Source organism: Pseudomonas muyukensis, assembly GCF_019139535.1.
GTDB classification, from domain to species: Bacteria; Pseudomonadota; Gammaproteobacteria; order Pseudomonadales; family Pseudomonadaceae; genus Aquipseudomonas; species Aquipseudomonas muyukensis.
Genome location: NZ_CP077073.1, coordinates 3,177,679 through 3,201,666, shown reverse-complemented (window position 1 = coordinate 3,201,666; position 23,988 = coordinate 3,177,679). Strand labels below are relative to the sequence as shown.

At 68.4% G+C, this 23,988-nt stretch carries 14 protein-coding genes; 7 read left to right on the top strand and 7 right to left on the bottom strand.

Annotation, left to right across the window (positions count from 1 at the left end):
- Positions 1-129: 129 nt before the first annotated feature.
- The gene (locus KSS95_RS14335; RefSeq protein WP_217847736.1) at positions 130-2,373 is read right to left on the bottom strand and encodes a putative bifunctional diguanylate cyclase/phosphodiesterase; all 2,244 of its coding nucleotides are present in this window, start codon (positions 2,371-2,373) and stop codon (positions 130-132) included.
- A 140-nt stretch (positions 2,374-2,513) separates the two neighbouring features.
- On the opposite strand from KSS95_RS14335, the gene KSS95_RS14330 reads away from it, so the two are divergent.
- The 4 genes from KSS95_RS14330 (at position 2,514) to KSS95_RS14315 (ending at position 6,492) form a co-directional block, all read left to right on the top strand.
- Complete coding sequence (locus KSS95_RS14330) at positions 2,514-4,133, top strand: NADP-dependent glyceraldehyde-3-phosphate dehydrogenase (protein WP_217847735.1); 1,620 nt, start codon at positions 2,514-2,516, stop codon at positions 4,131-4,133.
- Between the two features lie 146 nt (positions 4,134-4,279).
- Positions 4,280-4,747 (top strand): VOC family protein, encoded by a 468-nt coding sequence (locus tag KSS95_RS14325; protein WP_217847734.1) that lies wholly within the window; start codon positions 4,280-4,282, stop codon positions 4,745-4,747.
- Positions 4,748-4,834: 87 nt separating this feature from the next.
- Positions 4,835-6,028 (top strand): DUF8534 domain-containing protein, encoded by a 1,194-nt coding sequence (locus KSS95_RS14320; RefSeq protein ID WP_217847733.1) that lies wholly within the window; start codon positions 4,835-4,837, stop codon positions 6,026-6,028.
- 245 nt (positions 6,029-6,273) lie between these two features.
- Positions 6,274-6,492: a hypothetical protein gene (locus KSS95_RS14315; protein WP_217854083.1), complete on the top strand. Its 219-nt coding sequence runs from the start codon at positions 6,274-6,276 to the stop codon at positions 6,490-6,492.
- Positions 6,493-6,516: 24 nt separating this feature from the next.
- Here KSS95_RS14315 and yiaY read toward each other — a convergent pair whose 3' ends face one another.
- A complete protein-coding gene (gene yiaY / locus KSS95_RS14310) occupies positions 6,517-7,665 on the bottom strand; it encodes an L-threonine dehydrogenase (protein ID WP_217847732.1) in 1,149 nt (382 codons plus the stop codon).
- A 91-nt stretch (positions 7,666-7,756) separates the two neighbouring features.
- The gene (gene ilvA, locus KSS95_RS14305; protein ID WP_217847731.1) at positions 7,757-9,319 is read right to left on the bottom strand and encodes a threonine ammonia-lyase, biosynthetic; all 1,563 of its coding nucleotides are present in this window, start codon (positions 9,317-9,319) and stop codon (positions 7,757-7,759) included.
- A gap of 322 nt (positions 9,320-9,641) precedes the next feature.
- Between ilvA and KSS95_RS14300 the strand changes: the two genes are divergently transcribed.
- The gene (locus KSS95_RS14300; protein ID WP_217847730.1) at positions 9,642-10,739 is read left to right on the top strand and encodes an alkene reductase; all 1,098 of its coding nucleotides are present in this window, start codon (positions 9,642-9,644) and stop codon (positions 10,737-10,739) included.
- Between the two features lie 109 nt (positions 10,740-10,848).
- Here KSS95_RS14300 and KSS95_RS14295 read toward each other — a convergent pair whose 3' ends face one another.
- Complete coding sequence (locus KSS95_RS14295) at positions 10,849-17,172, bottom strand: non-ribosomal peptide synthetase (protein WP_217847729.1); 6,324 nt, start codon at positions 17,170-17,172, stop codon at positions 10,849-10,851.
- Between the two features lie 450 nt (positions 17,173-17,622).
- Between KSS95_RS14295 and KSS95_RS14290 the strand changes: the two genes are divergently transcribed.
- The gene (locus tag KSS95_RS14290; protein WP_217847728.1) at positions 17,623-18,390 is read left to right on the top strand and encodes a helix-turn-helix transcriptional regulator; all 768 of its coding nucleotides are present in this window, start codon (positions 17,623-17,625) and stop codon (positions 18,388-18,390) included.
- A gap of 15 nt (positions 18,391-18,405) precedes the next feature.
- A complete protein-coding gene (locus KSS95_RS14285) occupies positions 18,406-19,833 on the top strand; it encodes an efflux transporter outer membrane subunit (protein WP_217847727.1) in 1,428 nt (475 codons plus the stop codon).
- Here the strand turns inward: KSS95_RS14285 and KSS95_RS14280 are convergent.
- The 3 genes from KSS95_RS14280 to macA form a co-directional block, all read right to left on the bottom strand.
- A complete protein-coding gene (locus tag KSS95_RS14280; protein ID WP_217847726.1) occupies positions 19,803-20,555 on the bottom strand; it encodes an AraC family transcriptional regulator in 753 nt (250 codons plus the stop codon). The genes KSS95_RS14285 and KSS95_RS14280 overlap by 31 nt on opposite strands.
- Before the next feature lie 256 nt (positions 20,556-20,811).
- Positions 20,812-22,815 carry a MacB family efflux pump subunit gene (locus KSS95_RS14275; RefSeq protein ID WP_217853989.1) on the bottom strand — a complete coding sequence of 668 codons (2,004 nt, stop codon included), beginning with the start codon at positions 22,813-22,815 and terminating at the stop codon, positions 20,812-20,814.
- Positions 22,816-22,817: 2 nt separating this feature from the next.
- Complete coding sequence (gene macA / locus KSS95_RS14270) at positions 22,818-23,972, bottom strand: macrolide transporter subunit MacA (protein WP_217847725.1); 1,155 nt, start codon at positions 23,970-23,972, stop codon at positions 22,818-22,820.
- Between the last annotated feature and the right edge of the window lie 16 nt (positions 23,973-23,988).

Here is a 23,988-nt window from a genome sequence, read left to right as displayed (position 1 = left end):
GAGAGGATCGCATCAAGGCCAGCAGGGGCCCGCCACGACCCTTGCAGCGCCTATCAGACCGAGCGCCGCGCGGGCGGCGCTCGGTCTGATAGGCGCTGCAACACGCTCGGCGAACACCCCTGCAAACACTCAGCGCAGCGGTTGCCGCTGACGCTCCTGGTGGTCGCGCAACCAGCGCCGCAAGGCCTGCGCCGGCATCGGCCGGCCAAGCAGGAAGCCCTGCCCCTGGTCACACCCGGCGTTGCGCAGGAAGTCGTACTGCTCCTGGGTCTCGATACCCTCACCGGTAATGCGAAAACCCAAGGCATGCCCCAGGTCGATGATCGCCCGGGCCACGGCGATGGCGTCGTCATCACCTGGCAGGTCCTTGATGAACGCGCGGTCGATCTTCAGGTGATCGATCGGCAGCGCCCGCAGGTAGGCCAACGACGAATAGCCGGTGCCGAAGTCGTCCACCGCGGTGGCCACGCCCATCGCCCGCAACTGCGCCAGCACCGCGCAGGCCTGCTGCTGGCTTTCCATCAGCAGGCTCTCGGTGATTTCCACCTCCAGCAGGCTGGCCGCCAGGCCATGGCGCTGCAGCGCCGAGGCCAGGCTGGTGACGTAGTCACTGCGCTCGATCTGCAAGGCAGCGACGTTGATCGCCAGCGGCCCCGGCACACCTTCGCCGTCGCGCCAGGCGGCCAGCTGGGCGCAGGCCAGCTCCAGCACCCGCTCGCCGAGGGGGATGATCAGCCCGGTGCGCTCGGCCAACGGGATGAACTCGCCTGGCGAAACCAGGCCATGCTCCGGGTCACGCCAGCGCAACAGCGCCTCGACGCCTTCCAGGCGGCCACTGAACAGGTCCACCTTGGGCTGGTACCACAGCTCGAACTCGTTGTGTTCCAGGGCCCGGTGCAGGTTGCGCTCCAGCTCCAGGCGCTGCTGCAGCCGCGCGGTCATGTCCGGATGATAGGGCCGCCAGGCGTCCCGGCCACTTTCCTTGGCCGCGTACATGGCCGTGTCGGCATGGCGCAGCAGGCTGTCGGGGTCTTCGCCATGCTGCGGACACCAGGCCAGGCCGATGCTGCCGGTGACCAGCGCGGCGTTGCCATTGAGGTCGAAAGGCCGCTGCAAACTGCGCAGCAAGGCGCGGACCTGGTGGTTCACCTGGCCCTGGGTGCCCTGCAGCATGAACACGAACTCATCGCCGCCCAGGCGGCAGACCTGATCCTGGCTATCGAGCTCCTGCAGGAAGCGCGCGGTGGCCTGCTGCAACAGCAGGTCGCCCATCGGGTGGCCAAGGCTGTCGTTGACCTGCTTGAAGCCGTCGATATCCAGCATCAGCACGGCCAGGCCATGGCCGTGCACGATCGCCTCGCCCAACTGGCGCTGGAACAGCACGCGGTTGGGTAGCCCGGTGATGGTGTCGTAATGGGCCAGGCGCTCGAGCTGCGCCTGGTACTGGCGCAACGCGCGGTTGCGCTGTTCGAGCTGACGCTGCTTGCGATTGAGCTGGGCCACGAACAGGCTGAACAAGCCCGTGCTGGTCAGGGCGAACAGGAACAGCGGCGAGCCGAACAGGTTCAGCTCCGCCCAGCCGCCACGCGGCGCGGCCACCAGTTGCCAGACGCCTCCCGGCACCTCGACATCGAGCGTCACCTGCGGGTCGTCGAACAACTGCGGGTCGCCCCAGATCAAACTACCCTCGGCGCCCTTGCCATCGCTGCCGCGCACCGCCAGCTCGAAGCCGGTCTCCGGGCGCAGGCCGGCGGCCAGCAGCAGGCGGTCGATATCGGCGACGATCGAGATATTGCCCCAGTACAGCTTGACCCCACGCTTGGCGCTGATGAACACCGGGCGCCGGTACACCAGCGCCCGCCCCCCCTGGTACAGCTGCAGCGGCCCGGCCAGCACCGGCTGGCCGCTGTCGCGGGCCACGGCCAGCAGCGGGAACTGGTCGGGCAGGCGACGGTAGTTCAGGCCGACGATCTGCTCGTTGCCCTGCAGCGGGTAGACATCGCGGATCACATCGGCGGGCGCCAGGGCGATGTGGTGCATGTACGGCACCGAGTCCAGGGCATCGCGGGCCATGCCATGGAAGTGGTCGATGCTGATGCTGCCGTCGGTGCTGATCAGTTGCGCAATGCCCTCGGCTTCGGCGAACGATGCGCGCAGTTGCGCCTCCAGCGCGCTGCGCAGCCCGGACAGCCTGGCCGCGAGGTTGGCGATCTGCTCGCTTTCCTCGCGCCGCGCATCCAGGTGGCCCAACACCAGCGACAGACCGATGCCGATCACGGCGAAACCTACCGGCAGCAGGCGATAGAGCGTGCGACGCAGCGCCCCCGGTGGGGCTGGCGGGTCGTCGAAGGAAAAACGTTCGTTGCGGATCATAGGTCTGAGGTCGGAAGCGATGCCTTGTGTATCGGCGCAGTCGCGGCGATGTTGAGCCAGACTGGTGTTTTTCCGACGCGGGGTGCATGCTCCATGGCTGAAGCGTTTCACCCCGCCATCTACAAGAGGTGCAGTACACCATGGACCGCCTGCTCGATTCGCTGTTTCCCACCCCCGAGGACATCCCGGCGCAGTGGCGCCTGGGCCAACCCCTGGAGCAACGCGACTACCTGGTGGCCGGCGAACTGCGGCGCTGGGATGGCCCGCTGGCCACGGTGCGCAGCCCGGTGTGGCTCAAGGACGGCGACAGCGAACGCCAGGTGATCCTCGGCAGCGCGCCGCTGCTCGACGCCGATACCGCCCTCAGCGCCCTGGACGCTGCCGTGCAGGCCTATGACAAGGGCCGCGGCGCCTGGCCGACGATGCGCGTGGCCGAGCGCATCCAGCATGTCGAGACCTTCCTGGCGCGCATGCGCGAGCAGCGCGAGGCGGTGGTCAAGCTGCTGATGTGGGAGATCGGCAAGAACCTCAAGGACTCGGAAAAAGAGTTCGACCGCACCTGCGACTACATCGTCGACACCATCAATGCCCTGAAAGACCTCGACCGCCGCTCCAGCCGCTTCGAGCTCGAGCAAGGCACCCTCGGCCAGATCCGCCGCGCACCGCTGGGCGTGGCGCTGTGCATGGGCCCCTACAACTACCCGCTCAACGAGACCTTCACCACCCTGATCCCGGCGCTGATCATGGGCAATACCGTGGTGTTCAAGCCAGCCAAGTTCGGCGTGCTGCTGATTCGCCCGCTGCTCGAGGCCTTCCGCGACAGCTTCCCGGCCGGGGTGATCAACGTCATCTACGGGCGCGGGCGCGAGACTGTCAGCGCGCTGATGGCCAGCGGCAAGGTCGACGTGTTCGCCTTCATCGGCACCCACAAGGCCGCCAGCGACCTGAAAAAGCTCCACCCACGCCCGCACCGCCTGCGCGCCGCCCTCGGCCTGGACGCCAAGAACCCAGGGATCGTGTTGCCCCAGGTCGACCTCGACAACGCCGTCGAGGAAGCCGTCACCGGCGCGCTGTCGTTCAATGGCCAGCGCTGCACCGCGCTGAAGATCCTGTTCGTGCATGAAGACGTGGTCGAGGCCTTCCTCGACAAGTTCCAGCGCAAGCTCGCCGCACTCAAGCCAGGCATGCCGTGGGAGCCAGGCGTGGCGCTGACGCCACTGCCGGAGCCGGGCAAACTCGACTACCTCGACGGCCTGGTGGCCGACGCCACAGGCAAAGGCGCGCGGGTGCTCAACGCAGGCGGCGGGCTCAGCCGCGGTTCGTTCTTCTACCCGGCCCTGCTGTACCCGGTGAGCGCCGACATGCGCCTGTACCACGAAGAGCAGTTCGGCCCGCTGGTGCCGGTGGTGCCTTACCGCGACCTGCAGACGGTGGTCGATTACGTGCTCGACTCCGACTATGGCCAGCAGCTGAGCCTGTTCGGCAACGACCCGGCGACCATCGGCGCGCTGGTCGACACCTTCGCCAACCAGGTCGGCCGGATCAACCTCAACGCCCAGTGCCAGCGCGGGCCGGACACCTACCCGTTCAACGGCCGCAAGAACAGTGCCGAGGGGACCTTGTCGGTGCATGACGCACTGCGGGTGTTCTCCATTCGCACCCTGGTGGCGACCAAGTTCCAGGCGGCGAATAAAGAACTGATCAGCGAGATCATCCGTAATCGCCAGTCGAGTTTCCTGACCACCGACTACATCTTCTGAAGCTGACGAGCAAATGGGGCCACATCGCGGCCCCTTCGCTTTTTTAGAGACAATCGATATAAGGCGACAGTCGATTTTCCGCCCGCGCAGACGACTCTAATCACCAAGGCGTTGCAACCCACCCCACGTGAAAGGAGATTACGCAAATGGCAGCCAAGCCCATCCCCGAAGGCCAGCACAGCCTCACCCCCTACCTCGGCATCAAGGAGGCCGCCAAGGCCATTGAGTTCTACAAGAGCGCCTTCGGCGCCGTGGAAATGTTCCGCCTCGAAGGCCCTGACGGCAGCATCGGCCATGCCGAGTTGAAAATCGGCGACTCCTCGCTGATGCTCGGCTCGCCCTGCGACATGGAGGGCGGCCTCAAACCCAGCGAGACCATCGAAACGCCAGCAGTTGGCCTGCACCTGTATGTCGAGGACTGCGACAAAGTCTATGCCCAGGCCTTGCGCGCCGGCGCGACACAGGTGCGCGAAGTCCAGGACCAGTTCTACGGCGACCGCAGCGGCACCCTGAAGGATCCGTTCAACAACCTGTGGTTCGTCTCCACCCACAAGGAAGACCTCAGCCCCGAGGAAATCCGCGCCCGCGCCGCCAAACTGTTCGGCGGCCAGTGAGCGGCAGGCTCCAGGCTGCAAGCTTCAAGTTGAAAGCCGCCGCGCTTTGCCTGAAGCTTGAGGCTCGTAGCTTGGAGCTGCTTCTCAATGCGTATCATCGAAAAATCCGGAGCACAAGTGCGCAGCCTGACCCTGGCCGAAGAGGAACTGCTGGCCGATTTTGCCGCTGGCACCCTGGCCGGCCCCCGCCTGCTGCAGGCCAACCAATGGCTGATGAAAGTGCGCAGCGCCAACCAGTGGTTGGCCTGCGATTGCCGCCAGGATGCCCTGCCGGTGCTCAATGTGTCGCTCAACGGCAACACCGGCACCCTGTTCCTGCGCAACAACCCCGACACCCCCGAACACACCCCGGGCTGCCCGTTCAGCAAGGATGAGCGCGAGGCCGGCGCCAGCGCCCAGGACCACCCCCCCCCCGCCGCCTGGCTGGCGCCGGATGCCCCCTTGCGCCTGCTGGGCGACTATCGCCGTGCAGGCGACGGCGACACCACCGGCGGGCCGCGCGAGCCCGGCGAACGCCGTGAGCAGCAACGCCTGCTGTCGTTGCTGCTGACCTGGATCGAGGCCAGTGGCCTGAACGTCTATGCCACGCACCTGAAGAAGGACCTCACCGCCCAGTTCGCCGAGCTGCGCGGGGTGGCCGGCCGTTACCCGCTGCTGGAGCGGGTGCCGGCCAGCAACTACCTGGAAACGCGCCTGGACATGAAGCACATGATGATGCTCAAGGCCCGGCTACGTGAAGCCACGGTGTTCGGCAACCACCGTCGGCATGGCCTGCTGCTGGACTGCGTCGACCAGATCAAGGGCCGCAAGCTGTTCAACAACCGCAGCGAGGACGGCTTCGACTTCCAGGGCCACCACCAGTACTGGGGTGGCAGCCGCGCCAGCGGGCCGCTGCTGGCCCTGGCACTGTATTCACCGGCCACCGCCGGCAGCCATTTCTACGAGCTGATCCATGTCGCCAGCGTGCCGGTGCTGTCGCGCGGGCAGCTGTTCCCGGTATACCGCGACGAAGAGCGCGAGCCCCTGAAGGCGCTGGTGTCGCTGATCGACTGGATGGCCAGCAAGGGGGTGAAGGTGCTGATGCGCCGCCCGGTGATCGGCGGCCAGGTGATGGACGAGCTGGTGTTGACCTCGGACCAGGACCGGGTGTTGTCGGTGTCGTTGCTCGAGCAACCGCTGGGGCCGGAGCCGGATGCCGAGAACTTCAAGCGCTATGCCGACTTCAAGAGCCTGGAGACCTTCCGCAAGTACGTGGCGGGGTTCTTCATGCGCGAGCGTTAGCCAGCGCGTTTGGAGTCTGTCCCGGCCCCGTAGGCGCCAGCCTTGCTGGCGAACCCGGCGACGCGGTGGATGGCACCGGTTGCGCCGGTGTTCGCCGGCAAGGCCGGCTCCTACGGCGGTTGCGGCCTGCAATGCCCGTGGGCGCCAGCCTTGCTGGCGAACCAGGCGACGCGGCGGCTGGCACCGGCTGCGCCGGTGTTCGCCGGCAAGGCCGGCTCCTACGGCGGTTGCGGCCTGCAATGCCCGTGGGCGCCAGCCTTGCTGGCGAACCAGGCGACGCGGTGGCTGGCACCGGCTGCGCCGGTGTTCGCCGGCAAGCCGGCTCCTACGGCGGTTGCGGCCTGCAATGCCCGTGGGCGCCAGCCTTGCTGGCGAACCAGGCGACGCGGTGGCTGGCACCGGCTACGCCGGTGTTCGCCGGCAAGGCCGGCTCCTACGCCGTCTGCGACCTGCAATGCCCGTAGGCGCCAGCCACTTACCACGCCGTTCTAGAACGCCGCCTTGAAGATCGCCTCGATCTCCACCTGGCTGGCCACCCGCGGATTGGTCAGGCCACAGGCATCCTTCAGCGCATTGGCCGCCAGTACCGGCACGTCCTCGACCTTGGCCCCCAGCTCCGCCAGCCCGGCCGGGATACCGATGGCCGCGGCCAGGTGCTCGATGGCCGAAATCGCCGCCCCGGCGCCCTGCTCGGCATCCAGCCCGCACACCTTGACGCCCATGGCCTTGGCCACATCGCGCAAGCGCACGGCACTGACCTTGGCATTGAAACGTTGTACATGGGGCAGCAACACCGCGTTGCACACGCCATGGGGCAAGTCGTAGTAGCCGCCCAGCTGGTGGGCCATGGCATGCACATACCCAAGCGATGCATTGTTGAACGCCATCCCCGCGAGGAACTGGGCATAGGCCATGTTCTCCCGCGCCTGCAGGTCGGCGCCGTCGGCAACCGCCTGGCGCAGGTTGTCGTTGATCAGGCCGATGGCCTTGAGCGCGCAGGCATCGGTGATCGGCGTGGCGGCGGTCGAGACATAGGCCTCGATGGCATGGGTCAGCGCATCCATGCCAGTGGCCGCGGTCAGGCCCTTGGGCATGCCGGCCATCAGCGCCGGGTCGTTGACCGACAGGAGCGGCGTGACGTTGCGGTCGACGATGGCCATTTTCACATGGCGCGCCTCGTCGGTGATGATGCAGAAGCGGGTCATCTCGCTGGCAGTGCCGGCGGTGGTGTTGATCGCGATCAGCGGCAGCTGCGGCTTGCTCGACCGGTCGACGCCCTCGTAGTCGCTGATATGCCCGCCGTTGGTCGCGCACAAGGCGATGCCCTTGGCGCAATCGTGGGGCGAGCCGCCGCCCAGCGACACCACGCAGTCACAGCCCTCGCGGCGCAGCATGGCCAGCCCTGCCTCGACGTTGGCGATGCTCGGGTTGGGCTTGGCGCCGTCGAACACCCGCGCGTCGATATCGCGCATGGCCAGCATGCCGGCGATCCGCTCGACCACGCCGGCCTTGACCAGGCCCGCGTCGGTGACGATCAACGCCTTGCGCAAGCCATAACCGGCGATGGCGGCCATCGCCTCCTCCAGGCAGTCGATGCCCATGATATTGACGGCGGGGATGAAGAACGTGCTGCTCATGGCCAGGCCCTCTCAAGCGAATGGTAGGGCTTGAGCATCTGCCTGAACGCGCTGTGCGGCGTTGATCCAGGGCAACCCTTGGGCAAACCGGCTACCCCATGAACAACCGATACGCCGGGTTATCCGTCTCGTCCCAATACGGATAACCCATCGCTTCCAGCGCCTGCGGCAACCCGGCCAGTTCCGCGTCCGGCACCTCCAGCCCGGCGAACACCCGCGCCTGCGCCGCGCCGTGGTTGCGGTAGTGGAACAGGCTGATGTTCCAGCGCTTGCCCAAGCGTTCGAGAAAGCCCAGCAAGGCCCCGGGCCGCTCGGCAAACTCGAAGCGCAGCACCCGCTCGCTGGCCCCTGGCGCCGCGTGCCCGCCCACGGTATGGCGCACGTGCAGCTTGGCCAGCTCGTTGTCGGTCAGGTCGAGCACCGGGTAGCCCTGCGCGCCCAGGCTGGCCAGCAGCGCTTCACGCGGGTCGTGCTGGGGGTGGGTCTGCACGCCAACGAACAGGCGCGCCGCCCTGCCCGGGTAGTAGCGGTAGTTGAACTCGGTGATCTGGCGCTTGCCCAGCGCCAGGCAGAAGGCGCGGAAACTGCCGGGGCATTCGGGGATGGTCACGGCGATCACCGCTTCGCGCTGCTCGCCCAGCTCGGCGCGCTCAGCCACATGGCGCAGGCGGTCGAAGTTGACGTTGGCGCCTGAGTCGATGGCCACCAGCGTCTGCCCCTGGGCGCCTGTGCGGGCCACGTACTTCTTGATCCCGGCCACGGCCAGGGCGCCGGAGGGTTCGGTGATCGAGCGGGTATCGTCGTAGATGTCCTTGATCGCCGCGCACAGCTCATCGCTGCTGACCGTCACCACCTCGTCGACGAAGTGCCGGCACAGCTCGAAACAGTGCGCGCCAACCTGCGCCACCGCCACGCCGTCGGCGAAGGTGCCGACCTGCGCCAGCACCACCCGCTCGCCAGCGGCCATGGCCGCCTGCAGGCAGTTGGAGTCCTGCGGCTCGACACCGATCACCTTGACCTCGGGGCGCAGGTACTTGACGTAGGCGGCGATGCCGGCGATCAACCCGCCGCCGCCCACCGGCACGAAGATCGCGTCCAGCCGGCCCGGGTGCTGGCGCAGGATCTCCATGGCCACCGTACCCTGGCCGGCGATCACATCAGGGTCGTCGAACGGCGGCACGAAGGTCGCCCCCTGGCTATCGGCCAACGCCAGGGCGTGGGCCAGGGCGTGGGGGAAGCTCTCGCCATGCAGCACGACCTGGCCACCCCGCGAGCGCACGCCCTCGACCTTGAGCGAGGGCGTGGTGGTGGGCATGACGATGGTGGCGTTCAGCCCTAGGTGCGCGGCGGCCAGGGCCACGCCCTGGGCGTGGTTGCCGGCCGAGGCGGTGATCACGCCGCGGGCGCGCTGGGCGGGGCTCAGGCGCGAGAGCCGGGTGTAGGCACCACGGATCTTGAAGGAGAAGGTCGGTTGCAGGTCCTCGCGCTTGAGCAGCACCTGGTTGCCCAGGCTGGCCGACAGCGCCGGGGCGCCTTGCAGCGGGGTTTCGATGGCCAGGTCGTACACCGGCGCCGAGAGAATCCGCCGCACCTGCTCGGACAGCAGTTGTTGCGGTGTTACGGGGGTACGCGAGGGAAGGCTGAGGCTGGTCATCGATGACTCCTGGTTGTTTTCAAGGGCCCAGGAGTCAGAGAGAAAAAACCCGCCTCCAGGGCGGGTTTCGTGCATGTGTGCGCTAGCCCGCCAATCCGATAATGGCGGTAATAATGCTTGGGGCGCGGCACTGCAGGCGTGTGTTCATGGGGTGGAAAAGTAGCCTGGGCCCGGCTGGCAAGTCAATACAGGCCAGTGATGAGCGGCTGTATGCACCCGCTAATCCCCATTGGCGCCCGTTGTGCCAGTCACCCGGTCCCCCCTTTCCCCAATCACCTCGGTATCGTGCGCGGCATCGAATCCTCCTTGAAACGGTGCTTCCATGAAATTGTTCGAACCCCTGCAACTTGGCCCGCTCACCCTGCCCAACCGGGTGTTCATGGCGCCGCTGACCCGCCTGCGCAGCCAGGAGCCAGGCGACATTCCCACACCGCTGATGGCCGAGTACTACCGTCAGCGCGCCAGTGCCGGGCTGATCATCAGCGAGGCCACGCAGATCTCGTTCCAGGCCAAGGGCTATTCCGGCTCGCCAGGCATCCACACCGCCGAACAGATTGCCGGCTGGCGCCGGGTCAACGACGGCATCCATGCCGAGGGCGGCCACAGCGCCGTGCAGGTGTGGCACACCGGCCGGGTCTCGCACACCTCGTTGCAGCCCGAGGGCCAGGCACCGGTGGCGCCGTCGGCGCTGGCGGCCAATGCCCGCACCAGCCTGCGAGACGAAAACCGCAATGTGATCCGGGTCGAAACCTCGACCCCACGCGCCTTGAGCGCGGCCGAGATCGCCGGCATCGTCGCCGACTTCGGCCAGGCCGCGGCCAATGCCCGCGAGGCGGGTTTCGACTTCATCGAGCTGCACGCCGCCCACGGCTACCTGCTGCACCAGTTCCTCACCCCCAGTGCCAACACCCGCGAGGACCGCTACGGGGGCAGTGTCGAGAACCGCGCGCGCATCGTGCTCGAAGCGGTGGATGCCGCCATTGCCCAGTGGAGCGCCGATCGCGTGGGTATCCGCATCTTCCCGCTGGGCGGCTTCAACGGCATCGACAATGGCGAGGACCAGGAGGCTGCGGGCCTGTACCTGATCGGCGAGCTGGCCAAGCGCAACCTGGCCTACCTGCACTTGTCCGAACCGGACTGGGCCGGTGGCAAGCCGCTGCGCGACGAATTCCGCGCGGCGATTCGCGCGGCCTATCCGGGGGTGATCGTCGCGGCGGGGGCCTATACCGCGGACAAGGCCGAGGGGTTGCTCGAACGCGGCTTGATCGATGCCGTGGCCTTCGGCCGCGCGTTCATCGCCAACCCTGACCTGGTCGAGCGGTTGCAGCAGCAGGCGCCGCTGAACCCGCATCGGGCACAGTTCGATTATGCCAATGGGGCCGAGGGGTATACCGATTACCCTGTTTTGCAAAAGGCCTGAGGCCTGGCGGATGCAGGGCCTGGGCCACCTGCAATAGAGGGCCTACCGGGGGCTCGGCGCAAGGCATGCTGCGCGCGAGCGCCCTGGCGCCTGGAAACTGCCCGCCCCCTCAGATTCGCCGCCGCCCGGCCAACCCTGGCACCGTCGAGCGCGGAATCTCCACCTGCCGCGCCTGGCGCTGGGTATGCGCCGCCAAGCCCGCCAGGGTCGGCTGGCTGAACAACAGGCGCGCATCGGCATGCAACCCCGCCTGACGCATGCGCGCCACCAGGTTGACCGCCAGCAACGAATGCCCGCCCAACTCGAAGAAGTTGTCGTCGCGCCCTACCTGCTCGACCTTGAGCACCTCGGTCCAGATCTGCGCCAGCGTGCGCTCCAGCGCATCCCGTGGCGCGGCATAGGCGCGGCTGATCAGGGCCTGTACCCCGGGCGCCGGCAAGGCATTGCGGTCGACCTTGCCATTGGCGCTCAGCGGCAACGCGCCAAGCACCACATAGGCCGACGGCACCATGTAGGCCGGCACGCGCGCCAGCAAGTGGCTGCGCAGTGCCTCCAGCGCTGGCGCCACCTGCCCCTCGCGGCAGGTTACATAGGCCACCAGGCGCTCGTCGCGCACCAGCACCACGGCCTGCTCCAGCGCCGGATGGGCCACCAGCAGCGCCTCGAGCTCGCCCGGTTCGATCCGCAGCCCGTTGAGCTTGACCTGGAAATCATTGCGTCCAAGGAACTCCAGCTCGCCATCGGCGCGGTAGCGCACCAGGTCTCCGCTGCGATACAGCCGGTCCCCCGCCACGAACGGGCTGGCGATAAAGCGCGCCGCCTGCAGCGCCGGCAAGCCCAGGTAGCCCCGGGCCACGCCGATACCGCCAATATGCAGCTCGCCGCTGCAACCCAGCGGCACCGGACGGTCCTGGGCGTCGAGCACGTACAGGCGGGTGTTGCCGATCGCCCGGCCAATCGGCGGCGCGCTGAGGGGCAGCGGCGCATCCGCCTCGAGGGTCCAGGCGGTGCTGTCGACGGTGGCCTCGGTGGGGCCGTAGACGTTATGCAGGCGCACCCGCGGCAAACGCTCGCGCACGCGCCGGGCCAGGGCCAGGGTCAGCTCGCCGCCACCGCAGAAGATGTCGGTCAGGCTGCTGCACTGCGCCACCCCTGGGGCATCGAGGAAGGCATGCAGCAGGGCTGGGACGAACTTGACGATGCTCACCCGCCGGGCCTGGATCAGCTGCACCAGGTACTCGGGGTCGCGGTGACCGTCAGGGCGCGCCAGCACCAGGCGCAGGCCGGCGCACAGGGGCCAGAACAGCTCCCATACCGAACCGTCGAAGCTAAATGGCGCCCGTTGCAGCAAGGCGCCGTCGGGCTGCGGCGGGCACAGGCTCGAGCCCCAGTGCATCAGGTTGCACAGCCCGCGGTGCGCGACCATCACCCCTTTGGGCGTGCCGGTGGAGCCCGAGGTGTACATCACATAGGCCAGGTGCTCGCCGGCCAGCGCCTCGAGCGCCGGGGCCTGCGCAGGGTGAGCCTGCCAATCGGCGAGGTCGAGGTCGACCCGTGGCGTGGCCACGTCTACCCACAAGCCTCGGGTGGCGCCATGCACCAGCAAGGCCACGGGCGCGCTGTCGGCCAGCATGTAGTGCAGGCGTTCATCGGGGTAGCCGGGGTCTAGCGGCACATAGGCGCCGCCGGCCTTGAGCACGCCCAGCAGGCCGATCAGCAGCTGCGCACCGCGCTCGAGGCACACCGCGACCCGCAGGTCCGGCCCGACGCCCAGGCCGATCAGGTGATGGGCCAGACGGTTGGCCTGGGCGTCCAGCTCGCGGTAGCTGAGCTGAGCGTCCTCGCCCTGCACTGCCACGGCATCCGGCGTGCGCCGCACCTGGGCGGCGAACAGGGCAGGCAGGTGCGGGCAGCCAGGGTCCAGCGCCACCTCGGTGTCATTCAGCGTGTCCAGCAAGTAGCGGCGTTCATCGTCGGGCAAGGTGCTCAGGCTGTCCAATGCCAGTGCCGGGTCGTCCGCCAGCGCCGCGGCCAAGGCCTGCAATGCGCACTCGACATGCCCCAGCACCCGCGCCGCGCCCAGTTCGCGGGGGGCGCGCACGGCCAGGCGCAGGGTGTCGCCGTCATCGTCCACGGTCAGTACCAGCGGGTGGCTGTGCACCTCGCTGGCCTCTTCCAGCGTCACGCCCGGCAACGCCAGGCACTCGACAGCCGGGCCATGGCGGTAATTGAGCAGGCTGTCGAACAATGCCACCCCAGCCGGCAAACCACTGCAACGCTGGGCCAGCACTCGGGGCGCATCCTCATGGGCCAGCAAGGCGGCCAGTTGCGCATGGGTCGCCGCCAGCGCCTGGCCAACACTGCATCCGCCCAGCCTCACCCGCAGCGGCAGGCTGTTGATGAACATGCCCAGTGCCCGGTCGGCACCCTCGCCAGCCATCACCCGGCCCAGCAGCACGCTGCCGAATACCACCTCGTCACGCCCGCCCAAGGCCCCCAGCACCTGGGCCCAGGCCAGGTGCAGCAGGCTGCCCAGGCCGACATCCTGGGCGCGGGCCAAGCGCCGCAGCCTGGCGGCGAGCGGCGCCGCGAGCGTGACCGCGCGGCTGTCCGGCGTCCCGCCCTCGCCCATCCCCGCTAGCCGCGCCGGGGCCTCGACACCGGCCAGGCTGGCGTTGAAGAACGCCTCGTGGCTGGCCTGGCGGGCCGGGTCGCGGCTACGGGCGACATAGTTGCGGTACGCCACAGGCGCAGGCAAGGCATCCGCCTGGCCGAGCATCAGCGCCCGCAGTTCATGGAGCAGCACCTGCACCGACACCGCGTCATTGACCAGGTGGTGGAAACGCAGCAAACCCAGCCAACGGCCCTGGGCCTCGACACAGGCCAGCGCCATCATCGGTGCCACGCGCAAGTCCAGTGCCCGGCCCTCGGCGCGCAACGCCGTCAAGGCATCCCCAGGCCCTGCCTCGAGCACGCTCAGAGGCAGGCTGGCCTGGCGCCACACCACCTGCTGCGGTTGCTCCAGGCCCTCCCAGGCCAGGCTCGTGCGCAGGATGTCGTGACGGGCGATCACCTGCTCCAGCGCCCGGCTGAAGGCATCCAGGTCCTCGCGGCGGGCGAAGCTGAACAAGGCGTCCTGCTGATAGGGGTCGCAGGCCTCGGTGAGGTGGTGGTAGAGCAAGCCCTCCTGCAGCGGGGCCAGCGGATAGATCTCCTGCACATTGGCCGCACCGCCGGGCACCGTGGCGACGATACCCTCGATGGCGGCCTGGTCCAAGCGCGCCAGGGCCAGCATTTCGGGGGTTATCCGCGCGCAGCCCGGTGGCACCCGGTTGGCCGGTATCACCTGGGCCTGTTCCGTGGCGACGGCGGCTGCCAGGCTGGCCAGGGTCGGCTGGCCAAACAGCACCTGGGCCTCGACCTGCAGGCCCTGCTGGCGCATGCGCTCGATCAACTGCACCGCCAGCAGCGAATGGCCGCCCAGCTCGAAGAAATGGTCCTGGCGGCCGACTCGCTCGACCTGCAACAGCTCGACCCACAGCGCCGCCAGGCGCTGTTCGAGCGGCCCTTGGGGCGGCTCGTGGGCGCGGCGCAACTGGGCGTCCAGGGTCGGCGCCGGCAAGGCGCGACGATCAAGCTTGCCATTGGCGGTGAGCGGCCAGCTGGCCACGGCCACATAGGCCGATGGCAACAGGGCCGCAGGCAGCCTGGCCCGCAAGTGCGCGTGCAAGGCCAGCGGGCTGGTGGGCCCGGCGTCGAGGAACCAGGCCACCAGTTGCCCGTCACGCAGCAGCACTACCGCCTCGCGCACCGCCTCGTGGCTGGCCAGGGCGGCTTCGATCTCGCCCAGTTCCACCCGCACGCCGCGGATCTTCACCTGGTCATCGTTGCGCCCCAGGTAATCCAAGGTGCCGTCGGCGCGCCAGCGCACCAGGTCGCCGGTGCGATAAAGGCGTGCCTCGGCCTGGCTGGCGAACGGGTCGTCGATGAAGCGCTCGGCGCTCAGCCCGGGCCGGTTCAGGTAGCCCCGGGCAACCCCCAGCCCGCCGATGTAGAGCTCGCCGACAGCACCGATCGGCAGCAGGCGCTGGCGCTCATCGAGCACATACAAGCGGGTGTTGGCGATGGCGCCGCCGATGTGCAGCGGCGCCCCGGCCTCGACCCGCCCCGAGCTGGCCACCACCGTCGCCTCGGTCGGCCCATAGTTGTTGACCACCTGATAGCCGCGTTCACGGCCCAGGCGCCGCAAGCGGTCACCGCCCACCAGCAAGGTGCGCAGGGTCGGGTGCGGCTGGCCCTGGGCGAAGGCGTGCTCGGCCACCGGGGTGGGCAGGAAACTCACCTGCAACGGCTGGGCGCGCCACCAGCGCAGCAGCCCGTCGATATCCTCGCTGCCCTCGCCCACCGGCGCCAGGTGCAGGGTCGCGCCAGCGCACAGCGCTGGCCAGATTTCCCAAGCCATGGCATCGAAACCGAAACCGGCCAGGCTCGAGACATGGCTGCCGGGCCGCACATCAAAGGCCTCGCAGTGCCAATCCACCAGGTTGGCGAGCATGCGCTGCTCGACCATCACGCCCTTGGGCTGGCCGGTGGAGCCTGAGGTGTAGATCACATAGACCAGGCTGGCACCAGACAGGCCCGCCACCTCGGGGTTGCTCAGCGCCGACGCGGTCTGCTCCAGGCGGTCCAGCTCGATCACCGGCAGCGCGCAAGCGCCCAGGCGTTGGCGCAGGTCGGACTGGGTCAGCAGTACCTGCGGCGCGCAGTCCTGCAACAGGTAGTCCAGGCGCTCGCGCGGATGCGCCGGGTCGATGGGCACGTAGGCGCCGCCGGCCTTGAGCACGGCCAGCAGGCCAACCAGGGTGTCGAGCCCGCGCCGGGCCATCACCGCCACCCGCAGCTCGGGCCCCACGCCCAGCTCGATCAGTTGCGCGGCAAGGGCGTTGGCCTGCTGGTTGAGGGCGCCGTAGGTCAGCTGGCGGCCCTGCTGCCGGGCGGCCACGGCATCCGCCTGGCGGGCGGCCTGGGCTTCGATGCGGCGGTGCACCAGGCACTGCGCCGGGGGCTGGGTGGCGGTAGCGTTCCATTGTTCGAGCAACTGCTGCTCGGCCGGCAACAGGATGTCGAAGGCCTCGACCCTGCGCTGCGGCTGCGCCACCCCTTGGGCCAGCACCCACAGCAGGCGTTCGCCCAGGGCCTGCACCTCGTCGCGGTCCAGCCAGGCCAGGTTGTGCACCAGGTGCAGCCAGGCCTTGCCGTTGTGGCGGTTGCTGCGCAGGTACAACGACAACGGCGTGGGTTCGTGGTCGTTGCTGACCTTCACCGTATGCGCCGGCAAGGCGCCATAGCGCAAGTCGCTGCCCTCCTCCTCGTAGGACACCGTCACTTCGAACAGTTGCGCGCGCTCCTCGCGCAGCAGGCCCAAGGCGCGGTTGAGTTCACTCACCGGCAGGCGCTGGTGGCGCAGGTCGCGGCGCAGTGTGTCGGCAATGGCACGAACCAAGGCGGCGAAGCTCAGTTCGCGGCCGAAATCCATGCGCAGCGCGCTGACCTGGGCGAACAGCCCGAGCGTCGCCTTGTGCCGGGCGCCGCCGCGGTTACGCAGCGGCAGCCCCACCACCCAGTCGTCGCGCTGGGCACTGCGGGTGAAGCAGACATGCAGCGCGGCCAACAGCACGTGCAACACCGAGGCCTGCTGCGCGCTGGCCAGCTGTTGCATGCGCGCCAGCAGTTGCCCATCGAACGGCTGCTCGCAGGCCTGGCTGGGCGAGGCCCCGGGCGCCGCGCGTTCGCGCGGGCGCAGCAAGGCGTCGGGCAGCTGGCGGTATTGCGCCAACCAGTAGTCACGGTCGCGCTGCTCGCGCAGCGAGCCCTGGTAGGCGTGGTCTTCGTCGATGTACGCGCGGTAGGAAGGCGCTGCAACCGGCAACGCCAGGCCCTGCTCGAGCAGCCCGTAGTACTGCCCCAGTTGCAGGAAGAACTGCTCGAAGCCCCAGCCATCGAGGATCAGGTGATGGGCCTGGGCAGCCAGCCGATAATGCTGGTCGCCCAGGCGGATCAGCGCCACCCGCAGCAATGGGCCCTGGTCGAGGGTGAACGCCTGGCGCATCTGCGCCTTGATCAGGCGTTGCGCGGCGGCAGGCGGGTCGTCTTCGCCGCGCACGTCGTGCTCGTCCAGGGGCACCACCAGAGCGTCGACGAAGCGCTGGCGCGGCAGGCCACTGCCGGCCGGGTCGTCGACCAGCACGCAGCGCAGCGCATCATGCACGTGCACCAGGTGGGCCAGGGCCTGGCGCAGCCGGGCCGGGTCGAGCGTCCCTGCCAGTTCGACGTAGCCGCCGATGTTGTACAGCGGAGAGTCGCCATGGCTCAACTGGTCCAGCCAGATGTCGCGCTGGGCGCAGGTCAGGGCAAAGCTGTCGGCGGCGAACATGGGGACTTCATCCTTGAAACGGGGTCGTCCGCGTATTCAAGCATCGCCCCGGGGCGCCTGTATGGCCCGACAAACCCGGACAGCGCGGCACTCGATGTCACCGGCGTCCCCTGCTCATCGCCTAAACCGTCGAACCAACGCACTGATTTTTTTGTAGGACATTGACCACCCTGCAACGTCCGCCGCGCCCTACCCGCAGCGCGTGTGGTGGCCATTGCCGGCGATCCAGTGGCTTTCTGGCGCCAATTGTCCGACAAACCGACAGGCAAGTGCCCGGTCAACGGCAAACCTGACGCCTTTTCCCAACGCGAAAAATGGCATTTGCTGTCCCCGGTTTCCATTACAGACGCAGGCTTGGAGCCTGCTATTCAATACCGCCAAACCCGCCCCGCAGAGAGGAAGCGCCCGCGAGCCCCACCCGCAGCGTTAGCGAATCAAGGAAGAAAGCACATGAAGCTGACCGACAGCCCCGCACACCGCCACGACCCGCTGCTGTACCTGCAGCTGGGCGCGCTGGTCGCCAGCACCGGCGACAGCACCTTCGCCGAGCAGATGTTCGAGCTGGTTGGCGACCTGGTACCGATGCATCGGCTCGACCTCAGCGAATGGACCCTCGACAGCCAACAGACCCGCATCCAGGCGGTCAAGGTGCTGGGTAGCGCCGGCCATCCCCAGGCCGTCAACACGCGGCCGCTGCGCCATCCGTTGCTGCAGAGCATCATGCGCATGGAAGATCCGCTGCTGATCCAGATCAACACCCCGGTAGGCGCCCAAGGCGATGCCCACCAGTGCAAGCTGGTCTCGCGCAGCGGCAACCGCCGCTGGGTGATCTGCTGCTTTCGCCAGCCGACCCAGCGCGGGTTCTCCCTGGCCGAGCTGTCATTGCTCAAGACCTTGTCGGACACCCTGCTGCCGCTGGTCGAACACCACGCGCAGCTGCTCCAGGCGGGCGGCCAGCGCCGGCCTGGGCAACTCCTGCCCGATGAAGCGGGCACCCTGCGCCAACTGTTTGCCGACCGCCTCGAACAGGAGGCCATTCGCCTGTCCAGCCGCGAGCAGGAGGTCTGCATCGGGCTGCTGACCGGCGACACCGTGCCGCAACTGGCGCTGCGCCTGCACGTCAAGAACAGCTCGATCGAAACCTACCTCAAGCGCGCCACGGCCAAGCTGGGTGTCAGTGGCCGTCACGGCCTGGCGCGCTGGCTGGCCGGGCGCTGACCGCCGAGACCCGTCATGCCGCGAATCACCTTGCCCCTGCTGGCCACCCTGTTGGCCGGCTGTACCCTGGCGCCGGACTACCAGCGCCCGGCTTCGCCCGCGCCCGGCCAGTACCCCGCCGGCGCCGCCTACCAGGACGCCGCCGCCTCGGCACTGCCGCGCGACTGGCAGGCGGTGTTCCACGACCCCGCCCTGCGCCAGTTGCTGGCCAGTGCCATGGCCAACAACCGCGACCTGCGGGTGGCCGTGCTCAACGTCGAGGCCTACCGCGCCCAGTACCGTATCCAGCGCGCCGAGTTGCTGCCGAAGGTCTCCGCCAACGCCCAGGGCACTCGCCAGTACCTGCCGCGCCGACGCACCGGGGCCGACGGCATGATCAGCAGCCAGCAATCGGCCACCCTTGGCATCAGCGCCTATGAGCTCGACCTGTTCGGCCGCCTGCGCAGCCTCAGCGACCAGGCGCTGCTCAACTACCTGGCCACCGACGAGGCCCGGCGCAGCGCCGAGCTGAGCCTGATCACCAGCGTTGCCGGTGCCTACCTCACCTGGCGTGCCGACCAGGAGCTGCTGGCACTGTCACAGCAGACCTTGCAAGCCGACGAGCAAAGCCTGCGCCTGACCCAGCGCCAGCGCCGCACCGGCACGCTGTCGGCGCTCGACCAGATCCAGGCCACCACCCGCGTCGACAGCACCCGCGCCGCGGTAGCCCGCTACACCCGCCTGGCCGCCCAGGACCTCAACCAGCTCGAGCGCCTGGTCGGCGTCGCGGTACGCGACGACCTGCCGGCCATGGCCCTGGCCGACGAACAGATCGCCCGCCTGCCCGCCGGGCTGCCCGCCGACCTGCTGCAGCGGCGCCCCGACATCCGCCAGGCGGAGTACCAGTTGCAGGCGGCCAACGCCAACATCGGCGCGGCGCGGGCGGCGTTCTTCCCAAGCATCAGCCTGACCGCCAATGCCGGCAGCAGCAGCCGCCAGCTCGCCGACTTGTTCGACGCCGGCTCCGGCAGCTGGCTGTTCCAGCCGCAGATCAACCTGCCGCTGTTCAACGCCGGCAGCCTGCGCGCCAGCCTCGACTACGCCAAGCTGCAGAAGGACATGCAGGTGGCGCGCTACGAGAAATCGATCCAGACCGCGTTCCAGGAAGTCGCCGACGGCCTCACCGCGCGCAGCACCTACCAGCATCAGTTGCAGGCCCAGCGCGACCTGGTGGCGGCCAGCCAGCGCTACCACGACCTGGCGCAAAACCGCTACCGCAACGGCATCGACAGCAGCCTGACCTTTCTCGACGCGCAGCGTTCGCTGTTCAGCGCCCAGCAAGGCTTGATCAGCGACCGCCTGGCCCAACTGCTGGCCGAGGTCAACCTGTATGCCGCGCTGGGTGGTGGCTGGCAGCAGGCGTCGGCGCTGGCTTACCAGCGCTCGGCGGCCCTGCCGAAATAGACCGAGGGCGACACCCCCAGGGTGCGGCGGAACATCGCGCTGAACGCGCTGGGGCTGTCGTAGCCCAGGTCCAGCGCCACTGCCAGCACCGATTGCCCGGCCGCCAGGGCATCGAGGCTGGCCAACAGGCGCATGCGCCGCAGCCATTGCACCAGGCTCAGGCCGGTCTCGCGCTGGAAGGCGCGGGTCAGGGTCCGCGGGTTCAGGCCACTGTAGGCCGCGGCGCGGGCCAGGCTCCAGGCGTCGGCCGGGGCTTGGCGCAAGGCGTCGCACAGGGCTTGCAGCTGCGCCGAACGCGGGCTGGGCACATGCAGGGCGAACACCGGCAGCACGCGGATCTCATCGAGGATCAGTTGCATGATTCGCGCCTCGGGCCCTTGCGCCGGGTGTTGCGGGCCAATGTCCATGGCCCGCACGATCAGCTCGCGCAGCAGCGCCGAGATCTCGATCACCTGGCATTGGCGTGGCAGGTCGGGGCGCGCGGCGGGGTCGACGAACAGCGTGCGCATGCGCACCACCCCGGCCATGCGCAACTCGTGCTCGGCCGCCGCCGGGACCCACACCCCGCGCCCTGGCGGCACCACCCAGCTGCCCTCGCGGGCGTTGACCGTGATCACCCCGCTGATGGCATGGATCAGCTGGGCCCGGTCGTGGCAGTGCGGGGCGATGTGCTCGCCGTGGCGATAGTTCTCGGCGAGCGGCAGGATGATCGGGCGGGACATGGGCGCGGGCCTGGTGGTGGTGAGGGGGAATTATTGGCGATCGCCGGGGCTGGCGGGAAGGGGGGTGGGCGCGGCATGGCGGGTGTTGGCGTTCGAAGCTGTCCGCCGTTAGCGAAGCAGCGCCTATGAAACCGCGCCCACATTCGTTGCAACGTGGCCATGCCTGAGAGGCCATGGTTGTCAGCCTGGTGCGCTCGACGCGGTTTTTGCCCAGGAGTTGCCGCCGCCCCACCTATCTTGCGCCCTGCGCCCGTTGCTAATCCCGCGCCAGCGCCTCGATAGGGTCCAGCCGCGCCGCGTTGCGCGCAGGCACAAAGCCGAACAAGATCCCGATCAATGTCGAACAGACAAAGGCCGTGACGATCGAGCCCAGCGAAAACACCATCTCCCACTGCTTGACGAACAACGCGAACAGGTAGCCAATCCCATACGACAACGCGATCCCCACCACCCCGCCCATCAGGCAGACCATCACCGCTTCCACCAGAAACTGCTGGCGAATATCCGACTGCCGCGCCCCCACCGCCATGCGAATGCCAATCTCGCGGGTCCGTTCGGTGACCGACACCAGCATGATGTTCATCACCCCGATCCCGCCCACCACCAGCGAAATCACCGCGATCAGCGACAACAGCAAGGTCAGCGAGCGGCTGGTCTTCTGCACCGTCTGCATGATGCTGTCGAGGTTGTTGGTGAAGAAGTCCTTGGTACCGTGGCGCTGCAGCATCAGCTTGTTGACCTCCTCCTCCACCCGCTTGCTCGGCATGCCGTCCTTGATCCGCACGCTGATGCTGTCCAGGTGGCGCTGGCCGAGCACCCGCCCGGCCGCGGTCTCGTAGGGCATCCACACGTTGAGCGTGTTGCCGGCGACGAACAGGTTCTTGTTCTCGGCGGTCACGCCGATCACCGTGCACGGCAGCTTGCCCACCAGGATCACCTGCCCCAGCGGGTTGACCCCGGCGCCGAACAGGCGCTTGCGGGTGTTGTGGTCGATCACCACCACCTGCGCCTGGCGCCGTGCGTCGTCGGCGCTGAAGACGATCCCTGCGGCCAGGGGGATATTGCGCACCTGGAAGTACTGCTCGCTGACACCGTTGAGCTGCACGTCGGCGTCGATGTTGCGGTAGCGCACCAGCGAGCTCTGGCCGATCACCGGGGTGGCGCTGTCGACGTAGTAGAGTTCGTTCAGCGCGCTGACATCGGCCGGTACCAGGGTCTCGATGGCCTTGGCCCGGCTGTCGCCGAAGCTGGTGCCCGAATAGATGTCGATGGTGTTGCTGCCGATCGCCTGGATGTCCTTGAGCACATAGCCCTTGGCGCCTTCGCCGATGGCCGAGATCGACACCACCGAGGTGATGCCGATGATGATCCCGAGCATGGTCAGCAAGGTGCGCATGCGGTGCGACACCAGGGCGATCCAGGCCATCTTGAAAGCCTCGCGGAACAGCCCGAGGCTGGCCACCAGGCGCCGCGGCGCGGCCTCGCGGGGCGCTTGCCCGGCGCCTGCCGGCGCCGGCACCTCGCGCACGCTGCGTCGGTCGCTGACGATCTGCCCGTCGCTGACCTCGATGATGCGCTCGGCATGGGCCGCCACCTTGGGGTCGTGGGTCACCAGGATCACCGTGTGCCCGGCGCCGTGCAGCTCCAGCAGGATGTTCATCACCTCCTTGCCACTGGCGGTGTCCAGGGCACCGGTGGGCTCGTCGGCGAGGATCACCTCGCCGCCGTTCATCAACGCCCGGCAGATACTCACCCGTTGCTGCTGCCCGCCCGACAGCTGGCTGGGCCGATGCGCCAGGTGGCCGTCCAGGCCCAGGCGCGTGAGCAGCTCGCGGGCCCGCTGGTGGCGCCCGCCCTGGGGCATGCCGGCATACACCGCCGGGATTTCCACGTTGCGCAGGGCATCCAGGTGCGGCAGCAGGTGGTAGCGCTGGAAGATGAAGCCGAAATGGTCGCGGCGCAGCGCCGCCAGGGCATCGTCGTCGAGCTCACGGGTTTCCTGGCCGCTGACCTGGTAGCTGCCGGCGCTGGCGTGGTCCAGGCAACCGAGGATGTTCATCAGGGTCGACTTGCCCGAGCCCGAGGCACCGATGATCGCCACCAGTTCGCCGGCCTGGATCTGCAGGTCGATGCCCTTGAGCGCCAGGAATTCGCGGTCACCGGCCCTGAAGCTGCGGCTGACCCCTTGCAGATGCAGCAGCGGTTGCGCGCTGCCCGCCGGCACCGCGCGCTGCGGCGCCAGCTCGACATTCAAGTTCATGCTCATGCCCCCGCCTCGCCCGACACCGGTTCGCCAATCACCACCCGGTCGCCCTCGGCCAGGCCGTCCTTGACCTGCACCTTGACGTTGTTGTTGATCCCCGCCTGGACCTTGCGCACCTGGGCGAAGCCCTTGCTGTCGAGCACCCGCACCGGGAAGCTGCCGTCGGCCTCGCGCGGGCCCAGCGCCGCCACCGGCACGGTGAGCACGCCCTGGGCGGTGTCGAGGACGATGCGCACCTGGGCGGTCATCGAGATACGCAGGCGATGCTCGGGGTTGGGCACCTCGAACAGCGCGTTGTAGAACACCGCGCTGGCCTGCTTGGCCGCGCCGCTGTTCTTGTCGCTGCTCTCCAGGTAGTTCTGCGGCGCCGGCTCCGTGCCGCGCAGCTTGGCGTAGTAACGCTGGTCGTCGCCGAGGATGGTGAAGTACACCTGCTGGCCGGGGCTGATGTGGATCACGTCGGCCTCGGACACCTGGGCCTTGATGGTCATGGTGTCGAGGTCGGCCAGCTTGAGGATCACCGGCGCCAGCTGGTTGGAGATCACCGTCTGGCCTTCCTGGGTGACGATGCCCACCACATGGCCATCGATCGGCGCGACGATGCGGGTGTAGCCGAGGTTGACCCGGGCCGTGTCGATCTGCACCTGGGCGCTCTTGATCTGCGCATCCAGCGAACGCAGGTTGGCTTGCTGCACCTCGAACTCCGACTCGGCGTTCTCGAAATCCTGGCGCGAGATCGACTCGTCGGCCTGGAGCAGGTCATAGCGCTGGTAGACCCGCTTGGCCTGCTTGAGCTTGGCCTGCGCCGAACGGCGCTCGGCCTGCAGCTTCTCGGCGTCGACCTCGGCCTGGCGCAGGGTGTTCTGCGGCACCAGCGGGTCGATCTCGGCCAGCCACTGGCCTTCGCTGACCTTGTCGCCGAGCTTGACCTTGAGCGACTTCAACTGCCCGGACACCTGGGCGCCGACGTCCACCTGGCGGATGCCCTCCAAGGTACCGGTGGCCAGCACCGCGTTCTCGATATCGCCACGCTCGACACGGGCGGTGATGTACTGCGGTGCCTTGGCCGGGGCCTGCACGGCGTACAGCACGATGCCGGCGACCAGGGCCGCCGCGGCGCCGAGGGTGATCTTGCGAAACTTGCTGTTTTCCATGAGTGCCTACTACTGA

Excerpts from the sequence above, each read along its gene's own strand:
- KSS95_RS14330 (WP_217847735.1), top strand. The coding sequence starts at position 2,514 with ATGGACCGCCTGCTCGATTCGCTGTTTCCCACCCCCGAGGACATCCCG.
- ilvA (WP_217847731.1), bottom strand. The coding sequence starts at position 9,319 with ATGACCAGCCTCAGCCTTCCCTCGCGTACCCCCGTAACACCGCAACAA.
- KSS95_RS14300 (WP_217847730.1), top strand. The coding sequence starts at position 9,642 with ATGAAATTGTTCGAACCCCTGCAACTTGGCCCGCTCACCCTGCCCAAC.
- KSS95_RS14325 (WP_217847734.1), top strand. The coding sequence starts at position 4,280 with ATGGCAGCCAAGCCCATCCCCGAAGGCCAGCACAGCCTCACCCCCTAC.
- KSS95_RS14295 (WP_217847729.1), bottom strand. The coding sequence starts at position 17,172 with ATGTTCGCCGCCGACAGCTTTGCCCTGACCTGCGCCCAGCGCGACATC.
- KSS95_RS14320 (WP_217847733.1), top strand. The coding sequence starts at position 4,835 with ATGCGTATCATCGAAAAATCCGGAGCACAAGTGCGCAGCCTGACCCTG.
- yiaY (WP_217847732.1), bottom strand. The coding sequence starts at position 7,665 with ATGAGCAGCACGTTCTTCATCCCCGCCGTCAATATCATGGGCATCGAC.
- KSS95_RS14290 (WP_217847728.1), top strand. The coding sequence starts at position 17,623 with ATGAAGCTGACCGACAGCCCCGCACACCGCCACGACCCGCTGCTGTAC.
- KSS95_RS14285 (WP_217847727.1), top strand. The coding sequence starts at position 18,406 with ATGCCGCGAATCACCTTGCCCCTGCTGGCCACCCTGTTGGCCGGCTGT.
- KSS95_RS14335 (WP_217847736.1), bottom strand. The coding sequence starts at position 2,373 with ATGATCCGCAACGAACGTTTTTCCTTCGACGACCCGCCAGCCCCACCG.
- KSS95_RS14280 (WP_217847726.1), bottom strand. The coding sequence starts at position 20,555 with ATGTCCCGCCCGATCATCCTGCCGCTCGCCGAGAACTATCGCCACGGC.
- KSS95_RS14275 (WP_217853989.1), bottom strand. The coding sequence starts at position 22,815 with ATGAACTTGAATGTCGAGCTGGCGCCGCAGCGCGCGGTGCCGGCGGGC.
- macA (WP_217847725.1), bottom strand. The coding sequence starts at position 23,972 with ATGGAAAACAGCAAGTTTCGCAAGATCACCCTCGGCGCCGCGGCGGCC.